General features: G+C 71.8%; 12 protein-coding genes and 3 tRNA genes. 10 read left to right on the top strand and 5 right to left on the bottom strand.

Features of this window, described 5'->3' with window-relative positions:
- Positions 1-62 precede the first annotated feature (62 nt).
- Both ACFYYH_RS27935 and ACFYYH_RS27930 read right to left on the bottom strand, forming a co-directional pair.
- A complete protein-coding gene (locus tag ACFYYH_RS27935) occupies positions 63-2,474 on the bottom strand; it encodes a DEAD/DEAH box helicase (RefSeq protein ID WP_388556469.1) in 2,412 nt (803 codons plus the stop codon).
- Between the two features lie 215 nt (positions 2,475-2,689).
- Positions 2,690-3,397, bottom strand: coding sequence for a hypothetical protein (locus ACFYYH_RS27930; RefSeq protein WP_388556466.1), 708 nt, complete (start codon positions 3,395-3,397; stop codon positions 2,690-2,692).
- A gap of 293 nt (positions 3,398-3,690) precedes the next feature.
- On the opposite strand from ACFYYH_RS27930, the gene ACFYYH_RS27925 reads away from it, so the two are divergent.
- The 5 genes from ACFYYH_RS27925 to ACFYYH_RS27905 all read left to right on the top strand — a co-directional run bounded on the left by ACFYYH_RS27925 (position 3,691) and on the right by ACFYYH_RS27905 (position 9,542).
- Entirely contained in the window at positions 3,691-4,041 is a 351-nt protein-coding gene (locus tag ACFYYH_RS27925) for a metallopeptidase family protein (protein ID WP_093594234.1), read from the top strand.
- A 258-nt stretch (positions 4,042-4,299) separates the two neighbouring features.
- The gene (locus ACFYYH_RS27920; protein ID WP_388556462.1) at positions 4,300-5,994 is read left to right on the top strand and encodes a metallophosphoesterase; all 1,695 of its coding nucleotides are present in this window, start codon (positions 4,300-4,302) and stop codon (positions 5,992-5,994) included.
- Between the two features lie 79 nt (positions 5,995-6,073).
- A tRNA-Glu gene (locus tag ACFYYH_RS27915) sits at positions 6,074-6,146 on the top strand.
- 348 nt (positions 6,147-6,494) lie between these two features.
- Positions 6,495-7,505: an SDR family NAD(P)-dependent oxidoreductase gene (locus tag ACFYYH_RS27910; RefSeq protein ID WP_388556459.1), complete on the top strand. Its 1,011-nt coding sequence runs from the start codon at positions 6,495-6,497 to the stop codon at positions 7,503-7,505.
- Between the two features lie 207 nt (positions 7,506-7,712).
- A complete protein-coding gene (locus tag ACFYYH_RS27905) occupies positions 7,713-9,542 on the top strand; it encodes a thiamine pyrophosphate-requiring protein (RefSeq protein WP_388556456.1) in 1,830 nt (609 codons plus the stop codon).
- A 109-nt stretch (positions 9,543-9,651) separates the two neighbouring features.
- Here the strand turns inward: ACFYYH_RS27905 and ligD are convergent, their stop codons facing one another.
- On the bottom strand, positions 9,652-10,668 hold the full coding sequence (gene ligD, locus ACFYYH_RS27900) for a non-homologous end-joining DNA ligase (RefSeq protein WP_388556453.1): 1,017 nt from the start codon (positions 10,666-10,668) through the stop codon (positions 9,652-9,654).
- Between the two features lie 409 nt (positions 10,669-11,077).
- Between ligD and ACFYYH_RS27895 the strand changes: the two genes are divergently transcribed.
- Positions 11,078-11,152, top strand: a tRNA-Asp gene (locus ACFYYH_RS27895).
- 20 nt (positions 11,153-11,172) lie between these two features.
- A tRNA-Phe gene (locus ACFYYH_RS27890) sits at positions 11,173-11,249 on the top strand.
- A gap of 194 nt (positions 11,250-11,443) precedes the next feature.
- On the opposite strand, the gene ACFYYH_RS27885 is transcribed toward ACFYYH_RS27890, so the two are convergent.
- Both ACFYYH_RS27885 and ACFYYH_RS27880 read right to left on the bottom strand, forming a co-directional pair.
- Positions 11,444-12,328, bottom strand: a complete 885-nt coding sequence (locus ACFYYH_RS27885) for a cytochrome c biogenesis CcdA family protein (protein ID WP_388556450.1) — start codon at positions 12,326-12,328, stop codon at positions 11,444-11,446.
- A complete protein-coding gene (locus ACFYYH_RS27880) occupies positions 12,325-13,302 on the bottom strand; it encodes a DsbA family protein (RefSeq protein ID WP_388556447.1) in 978 nt (325 codons plus the stop codon). The genes ACFYYH_RS27885 and ACFYYH_RS27880 overlap by 4 nt, the downstream gene beginning before the upstream one ends.
- Positions 13,303-13,393: 91 nt before the next feature.
- Here ACFYYH_RS27880 and ACFYYH_RS27875 point away from each other — a divergent pair, with 91 nt between their 5' ends.
- The 3 genes from ACFYYH_RS27875 (at position 13,394) to hrpA (ending at position 18,612) form a co-directional block, all read left to right on the top strand.
- Positions 13,394-13,801, top strand: a complete 408-nt coding sequence (locus ACFYYH_RS27875; protein WP_388556445.1) for a hypothetical protein — start codon at positions 13,394-13,396, stop codon at positions 13,799-13,801.
- A gap of 504 nt (positions 13,802-14,305) precedes the next feature.
- Positions 14,306-14,437, top strand: coding sequence for a hypothetical protein (locus ACFYYH_RS27870; protein WP_388556442.1), 132 nt, complete (start codon positions 14,306-14,308; stop codon positions 14,435-14,437).
- 209 nt (positions 14,438-14,646) lie between these two features.
- A complete protein-coding gene (hrpA, locus tag ACFYYH_RS27865; RefSeq protein ID WP_388556440.1) occupies positions 14,647-18,612 on the top strand; it encodes an ATP-dependent RNA helicase HrpA in 3,966 nt (1,321 codons plus the stop codon).
- Positions 18,613-18,639 lie beyond the last annotated feature (27 nt).

Below are 18,639 nucleotides of genomic sequence, written 5' to 3'. Positions count from 1 at the left end.
GGCCCGTGGGCCACCCTGGGGGTGGATCACGGGCCCTGGTGAGGCGTCAGATCGGGTGACGGTCAGCCGTTGCGCTTCCAGCGCGGCTTGTCGTCCCGGCGGCCGAAGGAGCCGGTGCCGGTGCCCGTGGAGCCGCCGCGGTGGTCGTCGCGGCGGGTGGACGGGCGGTCGTGGGCGCCGGCGCGGAAGCCGCCGCCGGCCGGACGGTCGTCCCGGCGGTCACGGTTGAAGGGGCGGTCGCTCGGCGCCCGGTGGTCGCGGCGCTCGAAGGAACGGCCGCCACGGTCGTCACGGCGCTCGCCGCCACGGTCGTCGCGACGCTCGCCACGGTCACGGTTGAAGCCGCCGCGCTCCGCGCCACGGTCGTCACGGCGCTGGAAACCACCGCGGTCACCGCCACGCTCGCCACCCCGGTCGTCCCGGCGCTGGAAGCCACCGCGGTCACCGCCACGCTCGCCGCCCCGGTCGTCCCGGCGGAAGCCGCCACGGTCGTCACGGCGCTCGCCGCCGCGGTCGTCCCGGCGCTGGAAGCCACCGCGGTCACCGCCACGGTCGCCACCGCGGTCGTCGCGGCGCTGGAAGCCGCCACGCTCGCCCCGGTCCCCGCCGCCGTCACGCGGCGTGTAGCCACGCGCGCCGCCCCGTCCGCTGCGCTCGCCACGGTCGTCACGACGCCCGAAGTTCCCCCGGTCGTCGCGGCTGTCCCTGCGCTCCTCGCGCTGCGCCGGTACGGCGGCGGCCGCGGCAGCCGCCTCCTCCACCGCGCGCTCGGCCTCGGCGGCCACCTCGGCCACCGCGGCCTCCGGGTCCTCGCCCCGCTCGCGCGCCGCGCGGGCGACCAGGCGGTCGGCCTCGTCGCGGAGTTCGGCGGCGCGGCGCTGGACGCGTTCGAGCTGCTTGGTCAGTTCGGAGACCTCGCGCTCGGCCTGCTTGGCCGCGTTGTTCGCCGAGTCGGCCTGGACCTCCGTCAGCGAACGCGCGCCGGTGATCTCGGCGACCTCCGGGTCGAACGCGCCCGCTCCACCGACCATGTGGCGCGAGGCGTCGACGCCCGCGTCCTCCATCAGCCGGAAGATCTGGCGGCGCTGGTGCGGCAGCGCCAGCGAGACGACGACTCCGGACTTGCCGGCCCGCGCCGTACGGCCCGAGCGGTGCAGATAGTCCTTGTGGTCCCCGGCCGGGTCCACGTTCAGTACGAGGTCGATACCGTCCACGTGGATACCGCGGGCGGCGACATCGGTGGCGACCAGCGCGTTGACGTAACCGTCCTTGAAGTCCGCCAGCGTCCGGGTCCGCGCGCCCTGCGTCATACCGCCGTGCAGCGCGTCCGCCTTCACCCCCGACTCGCGGAGCTGCTCAGCGATCCGGTCGGCGCCGAGCTGCGTCCGTACGAAGATGATCGTGCGGCCCTTGCGCGCGGCGATCGCCGCGGTCACCGGGGCCTTGTCCTTCGGCTTCACGACGAGCACGTGGTGCGTCATGGTCGTGACATTGCCCTGGGCGCTGTCGACCTCGTGGCTGACCGGGTGCGTCAGATAGCGCTTGACCAGCGTGCTGATCTCGTTCTCCATGGTGGCGGAGAAGAGCATCCGCTGGCCGCCCGCCGGCACCAGGTCGAGCAGCTCGGTGACCTCGGGCAGGAAGCCCAGGTCCGACATCTGGTCGGCCTCGTCGAGGATCGCGATCTGGACCTTCTCCAGCGAGCAGGCACCACGGTTGATGATGTCGCGCAGCCGGCCCGGGGTGGCGACGAGGATGTCGACGCCGCGCTCCAGGGCGTAGATCTGGTTGCCCATCGACGTACCGCCGCAGACGACCTTCATCTTCAGGCCGAGCACATCGCCGTACGGCTGGAGCGCGTCCGCGACCTGCATCGCCAGTTCACGGGTCGGGGTGAGGATGATGCCCCGGGGCTTCTTCTTCTCCGTGTGGCCGGCGGCCAGCGTCGCCAGCAGCGGCAGACCGAAGGAGAGGGTCTTGCCGGAACCGGTACGGCCACGGCCCAGGATGTCCTTGCCGGCCAGGGCGTCCGGAATGGTCGCCGCCTGGATCGGGAAGGGGGCGGTGACGCCGTTCTGCGCGAGCTTGCGGACGATGCCCTCGGGCAGGCCCAGATCAGTGAACGTCAGCCCCGTGGTCTCGGAAGACTCCTCGGCGGACTCGGCGGCGGAATCCTCGGCGGACTCGGCCACGGTCTCGGAGGGCCCGGTCTCGGCGGACTCGGTCTCGGAGGACTCGGTCTTGGCGGACTCGTCGGTCGCGGACGGGGCGACGGTCTCGGCGGACTCGGCGGTCACGGGCGCCACGGCCGACTGCTCGGGGGACTCGGCGGACTCGGGGATCCGGACGGTCTCAGCCGTCTCGGCGGGGGCCGTTCCGGTGGCCGCAGCGGCCTCCGGACCCTCGACGGTCTCCACCGGCTCGGTGGGGACGTTCTCGGGCATGACGGCGTGGTCAGTACTGGAAATGGACATGCGAAATGCGAAACCTTCCGGAGTCTCGGCACGCGCCCAAACTCCGTGATTCGCAAATCGACCGCCTCAATGCGGTCAGCCACGGCAAGGGAGAGTACGCGCCACGTGGCGCTCTTCTGTGTCGGCGCCAGGCAATGATCAAACGATCTACTACCATACGCACCTACCCCCCTCCAAGGCAAACCGCCACCCCGGCGACCCCCGTCAGACCGGTCTCACACCGGTCCCATCTGCGGTGATGCCGTCGGCTGCTTGCGCATTCCCTTCCCGGACGCCGTACCCGGCGCCTTGCCCGGCGACTTCTTGGACGCATTCCCGGACGACTTGCCCGACGCGGGCCCGGCACCCGTGTCCGACCCCGCCCCGGCCGTCTCCCCGGCCGAGGTCAGGCTCGTACGGATGTCTCCCGGCGGCGAACCGGACGGCGGCTCCGGCGGCTTCGTCGGCTCCGGCTCGGGCTCCGGCGCCGGATCGGGGCTCTGCTGCGGCGGCTGGCTGGGCGACGGCGCCGGGCGCGTGGGCTCCTTGGTCGGTACGGGCTCGTTCCGCGGCGGCGTCGACTTCCCGGGCCGCGGCCGCTCACCCTTCGAGGGCTCGGGCGAGGGGGTGTCCGCGGAGCTGGGGCTGGGCGAGGTGCGCCCGTCCCCGCCGCCCGCTCCCCCGCCGACTCCCCCCGCGCCGCCCGCGCCCTGCACGGCACCCTCGCCCGTGTACCCCTGCCAGGCGTGCGGCGCGCCGGCGCCCGCCCCCGTACCCCCGTCGGACTCCGCGGCGGAACCCTGGCGGCCGGCGGAGCGCGACGGCGCCGGCTTGCCCTCGTCCTGACCGACACTCATACAGCCGGCGGACGCCGCGACCGCCAGTGAGGTGACGATACGGACGGCGAGACGGCCTGGGGCGGACAAGGCGGAAAACTGACGCACGGCGGCACCTCCGGGGCACGGGAATGGGTTCCCCTATGGGCTCCCCTGCCGACGGCGAGGGGGTTTCCCTGCCCAACTTCCTTTTCCCCGCCGGGGACACGCCCGGGGCGTGTTCAGGCCTCGTGTGTGACGCGTTCACACCGGTCCCCGGCCACGCGCCGCGCGCACCGCCCCGACCAATCGCGAAATCACTGGAAACAGCCGCCATATCGCCCGGAAGCGGATAGGGAAACGTCCCTTCCCGCGTCTGTACGCCCCCACCGGATCGGCCGGTCATCACGGACAATGGCCCTGTGCTGGAGATGACGCGCGAGACGTTCGAAGAGCTGGTCGGCCAGGCCCTCGACCAGATCCCCCCGGAGCTGACCCGGGTCATGGACAATGTGGCCGTCTTCGTCGAGGACGAGCCCGACCCGTCCGACCCCGAACTGCTGGGGCTGTACGAGGGAACACCGCTCACGGACCGGGGCGAGTGGTACGCGGGAGTCCTGCCCGACCGCATCTCGATCTACATGGGGCCGACCCTGCGCTACTGCGAGAGCCCGGAGGACGTGGTCCACGAAGTCTCCGTGACCGTCGTCCATGAGATCGCCCATCACTTCGGCATCGACGACGAGCGTCTGCACGAGCTGGGCTGGGGCTGAGGGTGTCCACGCCGCCGAGCGCCACCCGCGCCCCGGCGGCGGCCCGTCCGCAGCCACCCACCCGCCCGCAGCCACCCGCCCGTCCGCGCCCGCCCTCCCGGGCGCGCTCCCCGCGCCGGAGCGGCGGCCACAGGTGTCACAGGCGCATCCCTGACATCCCTGACATCCCGGTCATCAGGAGGATCAGGAGGATCAAAAGACTACGCACGTTGGCGTAGCGCACGCATGGCCGCCCGCCGCTCCGGGCATACGGGCCCAATGGCCCGTGATGTACTGCGTTTCCCGTTCCGTGCCACACGTACCCGCATCCTGGGCCATCTCCACTCCCGTCGCGAGGGGCCCACCAGCGCGCTGACCCACGCCCCGCACCCGTACTCCCGCGCCCTCGGTCTGGTCGCCGTCGTGGTGCTGGGCGCGTGGCTCGGTCTGCTGGTCGTCGGCAGCGTGAAAACGCCCGTCGGCCCGATGGACACCCGGATGACCCTGCGTCCTTCGCTCACCGGCGGCACCAAGATCAATGTCTCGCCGCTGGGCGCGCTGGAGATGAAGACGCACACCGCGCCCATCCGGCTGGACGTGGATGTGGACCAGCTCGACCCGGTGCGCTCCACGGCGCTCGTGGAGCACCCCGAACGGCTCTCCGGGCTCCAGGCCGAGGTCACCCACGATGTCGCGGACGGCACCACGGAACTGGCCGTACGCTCCTGTGTCGCCGTCGTCTCCGGCGCGACCGCCCTCGGGCTCGCCGTCTACCGCCGCCCGCGCCGCGCGCTCGCCGCCGGCGGGCTCGCGCTCACGCTGCTGGCCGCCTCCGGCGTCGGCGCGTACGCCACCTGGAACCCCAAGTCCGTGCTGGAGCCCAAGTTCTCCGGACTGCTCTCCTCCGCCCCCCAGGTCGTCGGCAGCGCCCGCTCGATCGTCACCGATTTCGACGTCTACCAGAAGGAGTTGGCGCGGCTGGTCACCAATGTGACCAAGCTGTACGACGCGACCTCGACGCTGCCCACCTATCAGCCGGACCCGGCGACCCTGCGGGTCCTGCATGTCTCCGACATCCATCTCAACCCGGCGTCCTGGCACATCATCGGCTCGCTCGTGGAGCAGTACGGGATCGACGTCATCATCGACTCCGGCGACACCATGGACCACGGGGCCTCCGCCGAGAACACCTTCCTCGACCCGATCGCCGACCTCGGTGTCCCCTATGTCTGGGTACGCGGGAACCACGATTCCGAGATCACCCAGAAGTATCTGCAACGCATGAAGAACGTCCGGGTCCTGGACGACGGCCGGGCGGTGACCGTCGCCGGGCTCCGGGTGGCGGGCACGGGCGATCCGCAGTTCACCCCCGACCGCTCGACGGAGGTGGGGGGCGATCCGGCGGAGCGCATGGCCGGTATCCAGCTCGCCTCCGCCCTGCGCGACCAGGAGGCGGCCGGCACCCCCGTCCATATCGCGGTCGCCCACAACCCGGTGGCGGCGCGGGAGACCGACGGCCTGGTCCCGCTGGCCCTGTCCGGTCATGTCCACCACCGCGAGACCGAGGTGATGGCGCACGGCACCCGGCTGAAGATCGAGGGGTCGACGGGCGGCGGCGGGCTGCGCGCCGTGCAGAACGACGAGCCGGAGAAGGTACGCACCTCCGTGCTCTATCTGGACCGGACGACCAAGCGGCTCCAGGCGTGGGACGAGATCACCCTGGGCGGTCTCGGACTGACGACGGCGGAGGTCAGCCGCCATCTTCCCAAGGAGGCGGGTACTCCGGGCGCGAGCCCGTCGCCGTCACCGAGCACGTCACCGGGCACGTCACCGGACACATCACCGGACTCATCGCCGTCCCCGAACCCGTCGGGAGGCGAGGGGCTTGCAGGACCGTTCCCGGGCGCCCGGACAGGACCGGCCTCGCGGACCCCGCCGGACGCACCCGTACCCGCCCCCGCACCTGCTCCGTAACCCGTTTTGGCGATCGCTCACCGATCCCATATGCTTCTCACGTCCCCGACGCGCTGCAAAGCGCCCAGGCGGGCCCTTAGCCCTCATCGTCTAGTGGCCCAGGACGCCGCCCTTTCAAGGCGGTAGCACGGGTTCGAATCCCGTTGGGGGCACCTTCACCGTTTCCGTGTATCCGACTGTCGCCGTGGCGCGGCAGTCGGCACGGAGCTGGTTCGACCGACATCGCGTGGAGCCGTAAAGCCCGCGATTCTCCGTCGCCGAGTCGACCGCGCACGGGGATTCCCCGATATTCATCCTGTACGCCTGACACGTCCGCACGCCAGCATGTCCGCGCGCCAGCACCTCCGCGTGCTGTTCCGGACGCCCTTCCCGAACCCCTCCCGACCCCCCTCCCGACCACGTTCGGGCCGCCGGGCCGAGCGCGGATGCGGGGGAGGCCCATCGGCGGGAGCATGGGGTGGGTACGCCGCGTGGCCCCTACCGCGGATGGAGGCACCCCGATGCCGTCCCTGCTCACGCGCCCCTCCCTCGGACGCCCGCCGCTCGGCCGCCCGTCCATCGCGGGTCTGTCGGCCGTCGTCACCGGTGGTTCCCGAGGTCTGGGTCTCCTCCTGGCCGAACAGCTCGCCGCCCGGCACTGCGCCGTCACCATCGCGGCCCGGGACGAAGCCGAACTGGCGCGGGCCGAGGCCCTGGTGCGCCGGCCGCCCGGCGTACGCGTCCGTACCGCCGTGTGCGACGTCCGGAACAGGGAAGCGGTACGGCGGCTGATGCGCGACACCGCCCTGGCCTGCGGCGGTGTCGACATCGTCATCGCCAACGCGGGCATCATCCAGGTGGCACCCGTCGACGCCATCGGCGCCGAGGAGTTCGAGAGCGCGCTGGACAGCATCTTCATGGGCGCGCTGCACACCTCGCTGGAGGCCCTGCCGTATCTGCGCCGCAGCCCGGCGGGAGGCAGACTCGCCCTGATCGGTTCGGTCGGCGGTCTGCTCGCCGTGCCGCACATGCTCCCGTACTCCTGCGCGAAGGCGGCGGTCGGAGCGCTGGCCGAGGGACTGCACGCCGAAGCGGCGCGCGACGGCGTGAGCGTCACCGCCGTGCATCCCGGGCTGATGCGGACGGGGTCCCATCTGCATGCCACGTTCGGCGGGGACCGGGTGCGCGAGTTCGCCTGGTTCTCCGCCCTGGCGGGCACCCCCGGGGTGTCGATGGGCGCCCGGCGCGCGGCCGACCGCATCGTCACGGGCGTCCAGCGCCGCCGCACCCGGATCGTGCTCACTCCGGTCGCCCGCGCGGCGAGCCTCGCCCACGGTCTCGCCCCCGCGCTCACCACTCGTATGACCACACTGGCCGCCCGTCGGCTGCCCGCCGCGACAGGCGGTTCCGGCGGTCTGCGCGAGGGCGCCGCCGTAGGGCCCCCGTCCCATCTGGTGACCCGCAGGCTGCGCGCCTGGGGCAGTGCGCTCAACGACCGCGTGGCCGAGGCGCACAACCAGCGCCCGGCGTGACCGGGGCGCACATCGGGAAGCGCCCCGGGACGCACACCGGGACGCACACCGGGAGGCGCGGTCCCCCGTCGGCCCGCGTTCGGCCGCGTCACCCCGCGTTAGTCGCCGGGCCGTTCGGGAACACGCCTCAGCGGCGGCGGAGGCGGTACGGCCCGACGGGTCCCGTGTTCCCGTGTTCCCGGACGAGACGCCACGAGAGGGAGACCCATGTCGATCAAGGTGTCGGACTACATCCTCCAGCGGCTGCGCGAGTGGCAGGTCGATCATGTCTTCGCCTACGCGGGTGATGGCATCAACGGACTCCTCGCCGCCTGGGGACGGGCCGAGGACCGGCCGCGGTTCATCCAGGCGCGGCACGAGGAGATGTCCGCCTTCCAGGCCGTCGGCTACGCGAAGTTCTCCGGCAAGGTCGGTGTCTGCGCGGCGACCTCGGGTCCCGGCGCGATCCATCTGCTGAACGGCCTGTACGACGCCAAGCTCGACCACGTACCCGTGGTGGCGATCGTCGGCCAGACCAACCGCAGCGCCATGGGCGGCTCGTACCAGCAGGAAGTCGATCTGCTGAGCCTCTACAAGGACGTCGCCTCCGACTTCTGCGAGATGGTGACCGTCCCCCAGCAGCTCCCCAACGTCATCGACCGGGCCATGCGCACGGCGTACGCCAAGAAGACGGTGACGGCCGTCATCGTCCCCGCGGACGTCCAGGAACTCGACTACACGCCGCCGACGCACGACTTCAAGATGGTGCCGTCCAGCCTGGGCAGCTCGTCGTACGCGCCTCTCCCGGGCGATTCCGAGATCAGCCGGGCGGCCGAGGTGCTCAACGCGGGCGAGAAGGTCGCCGTCCTGATCGGACAGGGCGCACGGGGCGCGCGGGCGGAGGTCGAGGAGCTCGCCGACATCCTGGGCGCCGGGGTGGCCAAGGCGCTGCTGGGGAAGGACGCGCTGTCCGACGAACTGCCCTATGTGACCGGCGCGATCGGCCTGCTGGGCACCCGGCCCTCCTACGAGCTGATGCGGGACTGCGACACGCTGCTCGTCGTGGGGTCGAGCTTCCCGTACAGCCAGTTCCTGCCGGAGTTCGACCAGGCGCGGGCCGTGCAGATCGACATCGATCCCTTCATGGTCGGGCTGCGCTACCCCTTCGAGGTGAATCTCGTCGGAGACGCGCGGGAGACGCTCAGGGCCCTGCTGCCGCGGCTGGAGCGGAAGAAGCACGGCGCGTGGCGCGAGAAGATCGAGAAGGACACCGCACGCTGGTGGGAGGTCATGCAGCGGCGTGCCGCCGTGGACGCCGACCCCGTCAACCCGGAGTACGTCGTCCACACCCTGGACGCGCTGCTGCCTGACGATACGATCCTCGCCGCCGACTCCGGCTCCGCCGCCAACTGGTACGCCCGGCATCTGCGGATGCGCGGCTCGATGCGCGGGTCGCTCTCGGGCACGCTCGCCACCATGGGGCCCGGGGTGCCGTATGTCATCGGGGCGAAGTTCGCCCACCCCGACCGGCCCGCCGTGGCCATCGTGGGGGACGGGGCCATGCAGATGAACGGCATGGCCGAGCTGATCACCGTGGCCAAGTACTGGCGGGAGTGGGAGGACCCCCGGCTGATCGTGGCCGTACTGAACAACCAGGACCTCAACCAGGTCACCTGGGAGATGCGCGCCCTGTCCGGCGCCCCGCAGTTCCTGCCCTCGCAGGCCATCCCGGACGTGCCGTACGCGGACTTCGCCCGTTCCGTCGGACTCGGCGGTGTACGGGTGGAGAAGCCCGGCGAGGTCGAGGCGGCCTGGCAGCGGGCGCTGGCGGCGGACCGGCCGTTCGTCATCGACTTCCTCACCGATCCCGCCGTCCCGCCGATTCCGCCGCACGCCGACTACGACCAGATGGAGGCGACCGCGGCGGCGATCGTCAAGGGCGACAGCGACCGGAAGGGCATGGTCAGGCAGGGGCTGAAGGCGAAGGTCCAGGAGATGCTTCCGGGCCACCGGCACCGCGAGGACCGGCCGGGCGCCCGCGACACCCACGAGAGCTGACCCGCGCGCGACGGCGTCGGCGCGACGGCCTCAGCGGCCTCAGCGGCCGTTGCGGTGGCGGTCCGCCGGGGCCGGCGCCGCCGTCCGTCGGGGCCGGCCTCAGCGGCCGTCAGCCGGGCGCCGGTTCCTCGCGGACCACCGCCGCGGGCTCCTTGTCGTCGCGCAGTCCGAGGAACCTCGGGTGGCGCAGCATTCCGTCCCGCGTCCACTCGGTGAAACCGATCTGAGCGACCAGATCGGGGCGCACCCAGTGGGCCGTCCTCTCCCGTATGCGGTGGGCGTCGGCGAAGGCCGGGCGGGGGATCTCCCACGCGTCGAGGACGGCGCGCAGCCGGACCAGCGTGCGGCGGTCGTAGCCGGTGCCGACCTTGCCCGCGTACCGCAGCCGGCCGTCCTCGTAGTAGCCGACGAGCAGCGCGCCGAAGCCGACGCGGCTGCCCGCCGGTTCCGTGAATCCGCCGATGACGAGCTCCTGGCCCCGGGCGCACTTGAGCTTGAGCCAGTCGGGAGAGCGGCGCCGCTGATAACGGCCGTCCGCGCGCTTCGCGATGAGCCCCTCCCAGCCCCGCGCGCACGCCTCGTCCAGCTCCGCCTGCCCCCCGCTGTTGCGATGCGGGGTGAACCGGAGAGGCGCGCCGAAACGCAGCGCCCGGCGCAGCAGGGACTTGCGGGTGCGCAGCGGCAGCCGGGAGACATCGACGCCGTCCAGACGCAGCAGGTCGAAGACGTGGTACTCCACGGCGATCCCGGTCGCACGGGCACGCTCGGGGTCGGTGATCTGCATCCGCTGCTGAAGACGGGCGAAATCCGTGCGGCCGTCCGAGAAGGCGACGATCTCCCCGTCGACCGTGAAGTCCCCGCAGGGCTGGCGGCCGAGCGCTTCCCCGATCTCGGGGTAGTTGCGCATCGGCAGGCCGGTACGGGACAGGAGCCGCACGCGCTCCCCCGAGCGGGCACCCAGCGCGCGTATGCCGTCGAGCTTGCGCTCGAAGATCCATCCGTCGTCGAACTCCCGCCGGTCGCTGAGCACCGCGAGCATGGGGCGTTCCAGCAGCTCGCTGTCGCGCGGGGCCGTCGTCAGCAGCGCGCGCTGGGCGTCCGGCAGCGCGTCCAGGAGCCCGTTCACCGGGTGCCGCCGCCCGTGCCGTCCCCGGCCGTGTCCCACCGTCGCGCCATCCGTGTCTCCTTCCGGGTCCCCCTGGCCGTCCCGACCCCCTTGTCTCCACTGTCGCTTTCACGAGAGAAGGACGCATGACCACCCTCGCCACGGGGGGTCGGCGGAGGACGAGGCCGCAGGTCACGCGTGCGGGGCAGGACCGTGGGTCTGCTACGCTGATTCAGCGACATCAGCCAAGCGGTACGTGTCCGGCCGGTCACTGGGAATCACCAGTCCGACGAGGAACGGGACCGCTCGACGATGGTCGCGGAGAGCGTCCGCTCTCACGGATGGGGCTTCGGGCAACTGGCGGAGCGGACCCAATTCCGTTGGGGGCACGCGATCCCGTGTGCGAGACTGGTGCTCGCGCACAGCGCAAGGTCCTGTGGAGCAGTTTGGAGTGCTCGCCACCCTGTCAAGGTGGAGGCCGCGGGTTCAAATCCCGTCAGGACCGCTGCAACCGTCAGGTTGCGTGGCTGGGTAGCTCAGTTGGTACGAGCGATCGCCTGAAAAGCGATAGGTCGCCGGTTCGATCCCGGCCCCAGCCACCAGGGCCCGCAAGGGCATGAGCCCCCCGCCGAGTTTCTCGGCAGGGGGCTTTCTCATCGCGTGGGCCGTGCGCACGCGCCGCCGGTCCTCCTGCGCCGTCTGCGCGCACGCGCCACCCGTACTCAGGGGCCGCCCGTGCTCGGGTGCCGCCCGTGCTCGGGTGCCGTGCCGTCCGCGCTTCTGCGCCGCTCATCGCTCAGGCGCCGCCCGTCCCTGCCTCTTCGGTACGGGCCGCCGCCTCCTTCTCCCGCTCCTCCCGCTCCTCCCGCCCGCGCGGCCACCGCGCGGCCGTCACCGCCACCGCCACCAGCGCCACCGCGGTCAGCAGCGCCCAGTCCGGCACCGCCGCGCCGACCCCGCGCGCCCAGCGCTCGGCCTCGTAGGACTGGTCGACCGAGAGCAGCCCCGGCAGCGCGGTCGCACCGTCGAAGACCAGGAAGACCGCGCCCAGCACGATGAAGAAGGCCCCGGAGAGCAGCGTGGTCGTGTGCAGTTCCAGACGGCCGGCCCGGAAGGCACGGCCGCGCAGCCAGCGCCGTCGGCCGAGGCCGAACCGCTCCCAGAACAGGGCCAGCAGGAACAGCGGTACGGCCATGCCGAGCGCGTACACCGCGAGCAGCACGCTTCCGTAGAACGGGCCGGCGCCGAGCGCGGCCACCGTCAGCACACTGCCGAGGATCGGGCCCGCGCAGAAGCCCGCGAGCCCGTAGACCAGGCCGAGCGCGTACACGGACAGCGCGGTCGTGGGCCGGATGCGCCCCGACAGCCCGGCGATACGGCGCGAGGCGAAGCCCAGGCCGAGGATCTGCGCGAGCCCGAGCGCGATGATCAGCCAGCCGCCGAGGGCGACCAGCAGATCGCGGTGACCGTAGAAGAGCCGCCCCGCGAAGGAGCCGGCGGCGCCCAGCGGGACGAGGGTGGTGGCCAGGCCCAGATAGAAGATGCCGGTACGGGCGAGGAGCCTGCCCGCGGAGTCGACGGAGTACGCGAAGAACGCCGGCAGCAGCAGCGCGCTGCACGGGCTGAGCAGGGCCAGCAGGCCGCCGAACAGAGCGACCGGATAGCCGATGTCGGTCGTCACCGATCGACCTTCCCGCCTTCGCCCTCGCCTTCGTCCTGGCCCTCGTCGCCCTTGCCGCTGACCGTCCCGTGGACTGTTCCGTGGACCTTCCCGTCGCCCGTGCCGTCGCCCCTGCTGCCGGCCTTGCCGCCGGCCCTGCCGCCGGCCTTGCTGTCCTGCTTGGTCGTGTCCTTCTGGGAGACGCCCGCTGTGGGAACGCCGGTCATGGGGCCGCCGGTTGTCGGGATGCCGGTCGTGGGAACGCCCTTCGGTGCCTGGTTCTTCTGGGGGGTGTCCTTCTTCGGGACGTCCTTGGGGAGCGGGTCGTTCTTCGCCGCCTCGATGGCCCGGGTGAAGGTCTCCAGCGGCTGGGCGCCCGCGATGGGGCGGCCGTTGACGACGAAGGACGGGGTGGAGGTGGCGCCGAGCCCGTACGCCTCCGCCAGGTCCTTCCGTACGGACGCCTCGGCGGCGTCGCTCTCCCGGTCGTCCCGGTAACGGCTGATGTCCTTCACCCCGGCCTCGCGGGCGAGCTGGTCGAGCCGTTCGACAGCGAAGCCCTTCTCCTTCGACCCCTTGGCGTACGCGGCGGCATGGAACTCCCAGAAGCGGCCCTGCCGCCCGGCGGCCCAGGCGGCGCGCGCGGCGGCCTCGGACTGGTTGCCGAAGATCGGGAAGTTGCGCCACTCGATACGGAGGGTGCCGTCACCGACGTACTTCTTGATCAGCGCTGGCTCGCTGTCGCGGGCGAACTTCCCGCAGTAGCCGCACTTGAAGTCGGCGTACTCGACCATCACGACGGGCGCGTCCGTACGGCCGACCGCGAGCGGATCACCGACACCGCGCCGGGCGAGCTTCATCAGCTCGGGATAGACCCTGCCCTGCGGCCGGGCGGGCACCTCGGCGACCACCCGGTCCCCGGGTTCGTCGCGGGAGGGCGACTCCGTACCGGAGGTGGTGTACGAGATCACCCCGAGCAGCAGGGCTGCGGCCACGATGCCCCCGCCGACGACGGCGCCCTGACGGGAGGGACGGGCCGCTCCGGCCGGAAGCGGAGACGGGGGCGGGGAGGCCGGGGGCGGGGACATGGGCGGCGAAGACGCGGGCGGCGGCGGGGCGGAGTCGGGCGAAGACGGAGGGGCCGACGCGGGCGGGGGCGCGGGAGACGGCTCCGGCGCGGCCCCCGGCGGAGGCGGGGGCGGAGGGGCCGACGCCGGCGTGGAGACCGGTGGAGAACCCGGTGACACGGGGGCCGGGGCCGACGGCGGCTCCGCCGCGGGGGCGGACGGTGCCACGGACGGGGCCGACTCCTGCGGCGGCGCCGGAGGTGGAGAAGTCGCGGGCGGAGAGGTGACGGGCGGAGGGGACCCCGGTGGGGAGGTCTCCGGGGAGGTCGGCGTGGTCGTCGGGGGTGGCGACACCGGAGGCGGGGACGAGGACGGAGGCGGAGTCGGCGGAGGCGGAGTCGGCACGCTCGGGGACGGCGCCGGCTGAGGGGTCGGAGCCACCGGGGCTGCCGGAACCGACGGAGCCACCGGCGCCACCGGCGCCACCGGCGGCAGCGTCGCGGGAGCGGACGGCGCCTCGGCCGACGACGGCGGGGACGCCAGCAGAGCCGACCGCGCCGGAGGCGGAGACACCGGAGGGGACGGCGGCGACTCCGGGGGCGCGGGCGGCACCGCCGACGGAGGCGGAGAGGCGGACGGCGCCGGAGCAGAAGCCGGGTTCGCAGCCGGGTTCGCAGCCGGAGCCGGAGCCGACGGAGCCGACACGGGCGAGGGGGACGTCGGCGAGGACGGCGCGGGAGCCGGCGACGCGGACGGCGAGAGCGGAGAGACCGGGTGCGACGGCGCGAGAGCGGCGGACGGAGAGACGGGCGCCGGCGCGGACGGCGACACGGACGAAGACACGGACGGCGACGGGGCAGGGGCCGGGGCCGGCGACACGGGCGACGGCGACGGCCTGCCCGACACAGACGGCGACGGCGACGGCGTCGGGTTGCCCGGCGCGGACGGCGACGGCGGCGACTTCGCCGGGGAGGGCGACTTCGCGGGCGACGATGACTTCGGCGGCGGCGGTGAGGACGAGGACGGGGACGGGGTGGCAGACATGTGCGAGCGACCTCCGTAGCGAAACTGGATGAACTTGATGAACTGGATGAAAGGTATAAACAGGACCTAAGTCCCTCCCTATACCCGCGACACGGAGAGGTCGACCGGTGAGAGCCCAGCGAGCGGCGGCGGTCCACGCTCCCGTGTGACATACGGAACGGCCCCGCGCCCGACGTAATCGAAATGGGTTCGCCACCCCCGTTCCGCGGGTGAGATCCTTGGCTCGGTATGTCTACTTCCTTCGCCGACCTCCAGACCCTGCTGGCCGACGTCTCGCTGCGCGACGCGCACCGGCTCGGCCGCCGTCTCGAGGGCGCCCGGCGCATTCGTAAACCCGAGGCACGGCAGACCGTGCTGGACGAGATCGCCGGTGAGGCCGGGAAGGCGGGCGAGCGGATGCGGCTGCGCGGCGCGCGCGTGCCCGCCGTCACGTACCCGGAGCAGCTCCCCGTCAGCCAGAAGAAGGACACGATCCTGGAGGCGATACGCGACCACCAGGTCGTGATCGTCGCGGGTGAGACCGGGTCGGGCAAGACGACCCAGATCCCCAAGATCTGTCTGGAGCTGGGCCGGGGCGTCCGCGGCATGATCGGGCACACCCAGCCGCGCAGGATCGCCGCCCGTACCGTCGCCGAGCGCGTCGCGGAGGAGCTGGACACGCCGTTGGGCGAGGCCGTCGGCTGGAAGGTCCGCTTCACGGACCAGGTCGACCAGGACGCGACCTTCGTCAAGCTGATGACCGACGGCATCCTGCTCGCCGAGATCCAGACGGACCGCGAGCTGCGCGCCTACGACACGATCATCATCGACGAGGCCCACGAGCGCAGCCTCAACATCGACTTCCTGCTCGGCTATCTGGCCCAGCTCCTCCCCCGCCGCCCGGATCTCAAGGTCGTCATCACCTCGGCGACCATCGACCCGGAGCGCTTCTCCCGGCACTTCGGCGAGGCTCCGATCGTGGAGGTCTCGGGCCGTACGTACCCGGTCGAGGTCCGCTACCGCCCCCTGCTGGAGGAGGACGGCGAGGACGGTGACCGCGACCAGATCACCGCGATCTCGGAGGCCGTGGACGAACTCCAGTCGGAGGGCCCCGGCGACATCCTCGTCTTCCTCTCCGGCGAGCGTGAGATCCGCGACACCGCGGACGCCCTGGAGAAACGCAAGCTCCGGGGCACCGAGGTCCTCCCCCTCTACGCCCGGCTCTCGCACGCCGAGCAGCACCGGGTCTTCCAGCGCCACGGCGGACGCCGGATCGTCCTCGCGACGAATGTGGCCGAGACCTCGCTGACCGTTCCCGGCATCAAGTACGTGATCGATCCGGGCACCGCCCGTATCTCCCGCTACAGCCATCGCACCAAGGTCCAGCGCCTGCCGATCGAGCGGATCTCCCAGGCCAGCGCCAACCAGCGCAAGGGCCGCTGCGGCCGTACGTCCGACGGCATCTGTATCCGGCTCTACTCCGAGGACGACTTCGAGTCCCGCCCGGAGTTCACGGACGCCGAGATCCTCCGTACGAACCTGGCGTCCGTCATCCTCCAGATGACCGCGGCCGGACTCGGTGACATCGAGAAGTTCCCCTTCATCGATCCGCCGGACCACCGCAATATCCGCGACGGTGTGCAGCTCCTCCAGGAGCTGGGCGCGTTCGACCCCTCGCAGGCCGCGCAGAAGGACCCGAAGAAGCGGCTCACCCCGCTGGGCCGCAAGCTCTCCCAGCTCCCCGTCGACCCGCGGCTCGCCCGGATGGTCATCGAGGCCGACCGCAACGGCTGTGTACGGGAAGTCATGGTGATCGCCGCCGCGCTCTCCATCCAGGACCCGCGCGAGCGCCCCGCCGAGAAGCAGACCCAGGCCGACCAGCAGCACGCCCGCTTCAAGGACGAGACGTCCGACTTCCTCGCCTTCCTCAATCTCTGGCGGTACATCAGGGAGCAGCAGAAGACGCTGTCCTCCTCCGCCTTCCGCCGTATGTGCAAGTCGGAGTATCTGAACTTCCTGCGGATCCGGGAGTGGCAGGACATCTACTCCCAGCTCCGTACGGTCGCCCGGCAGATGGGTATCCATCTCAACGAGGAGGACGCCGGGGACCAGTCCGTCCATGTCTCGCTGCTGGCGGGCCTGCTGTCGCACATCGGCATGAAGGATGTGAAGGACGCCGGCGGGGAGGCCGGCAAGGGCTCCGCGAAGAACGAGTACCTGGGCGCGCGCGGCGCGAAGTTCGCGGTGTTCCCGGGCTCGTCGCTCTTCAGGAAGCCACCGCGCTTCATCATGTCCGCCGAGCTGGTGGAGACCTCCCGGCTCTGGGCGCGGGTCAACGCGAAGATCGAGCCGGAGTGGATCGAACCCCTCGCCGGTCATTTGCTCAAGCGCACCCACAGCGAGCCGCACTGGGAGAAGGACGCGGCGGCCGTGATGGCGTACGAGAAGGTGACGCTCTACGGAGTGCCGATCGTCGCCCAGCGCAAGGTGAATTTCGGCCGTATCGATCCGGAGATCTCACGGGAGCTGTTCATCCGCCACGCGCTGGTCGAGGGCGACTGGCGTACGCATCATCAGTTCTTCCATGACAATCGCAAACTCCTCGGCGAGGTCGAGGAGCTGGAGCACCGGGCGCGGCGCCGCGACATCCTCGTGGACGACGAGACGCTCTACGACTTCTACGACCGGCGGGTGCCGGACGAGGTGGTCTCCGGCGCGCACTTCGACTCCTGGTGGAAGCAGAGGCGCCGCGAGGAGCCCGAGCTGCTCGACTTCGAGCGCTCGATGCTCATCAACGAGAAGGCCGGCTCGGTCACCAAGGACGACTATCCGGACTCCTGGCGGCAGGGCCGGCTCAGCTTCCGGGTGACGTACCAGTTCGAGCCGGGCGCGGACGCGGACGGGGTGACCGTCCACGTACCGCTCCAGGTGCTCAACCAGGTCACCTCCGAGGGCTTCGACTGGCAGATCCCCGGTCTGCGCGAGGACGTGGTCATGGAGCTGATCCGGTCGCTGCCCAAGCCGGTCCGCCGCCACTACGTGCCCGCGCCGAACTACGCGAAGGCGTTCCTGGAGCGCGCGGTGCCGCTCCAGGAGCCGCTGCCGGTCACGCTCGCCCGGGAGCTCCAGCGGATGGTGGGGGTTCCGGTCACGGGCGACGACTTCGATCTGTCGCGGGTCCCGGACCATCTGAAGATCACCTTCAGGATCGTGGACGAGCGGCGCCGCAAGATCGCCGAGGACAAGGATCTGGAGGCGCTGAAGCAGCGTCTGCGGCCCAAGGCCCGCCAGGCCCTCTCCCAGGCCGCCGCGGCCACCGCGGAGCGCTCGGGCGGCGCGTCGATCGAGCGCACGGGGCTGACGGACTGGACGATCGGCGCCCTCTCGCGGATCTTCGAGACCCGGCGGGCCGGTCAGCCGGTGAAGGCGTATCCGGCGCTGGTCGACCAGGGCGCGTCCGTCGCCGTACGCCTCTACGACACGGAGGCGGAGCAGCAGCAGGCGATGTGGGCGGGGACCCGGCGGCTGATCCTGCTGAACATCCCGGTGAACCCCGCGAAGTTCGCCTCCGACCGGCTCACCAACCAGCAGAAGCTGGCCCTGTCCCGCAATCCGCACGGCTCGGTCCAGGCGCTGTTCGACGACTGCGCGACGGCCGCGGCGGACCGGCTGATCGCGGAGCACGGGGGCCCGGCGTGGGACGAGGAATCGTTCCGGAAGCTGTACGACAAGGTCCGCGCCGATCTGGTCGACGCGACCGTACGGACCATCGGCCAGGTGCAGCAGATCCTGGCGGCGTGGCAGGCCTGTGAGCGCCGGCTGAAGGCCACGAACAGTCTGACCCTGGTGAACAACGTCCAGGACGTCAGGGACCAGCTCGCGGCCCTCGTACCGGCCGGCTTCGTCACCCGCACCGGGCTGCGCCGGCTGCCGGACCTGATGCGCTATCTCGTCGCGGTGGACCGGAGGTTGCAGCAGATGCCGACGGCCGTCCAGCGCGACACCACGCGGATGGAGAAGGTCCACGAGATGCAGGACGAGTACGCCTGGCTGCTCGAACAGCTCCCGAAGGGACGGCCGGTGCCCCAGCAGGTCCTGGACATCCGCTGGATGATCGAGGAGCTGCGGGTGAGCTATTTCGCCCATGCCCTGGGCACGGCCCAGCCCGTCTCGGACAAGCGCATCATGAAGGCGATCGACGCGGTGGCGCCCTGACGCCGCTGTGACGCCGCCATCGCCATC

The sequence above is a fragment of the Streptomyces sp. NPDC002018 genome (assembly GCF_042890865.1).
In the GTDB taxonomy this organism is placed as follows: Bacteria; Actinomycetota; Actinomycetes; order Streptomycetales; family Streptomycetaceae; genus Streptomyces.
The sequence above is the reverse complement of the archived record's forward strand: the minus strand, read 5'-3'. Positions and strand labels throughout refer to the sequence as shown.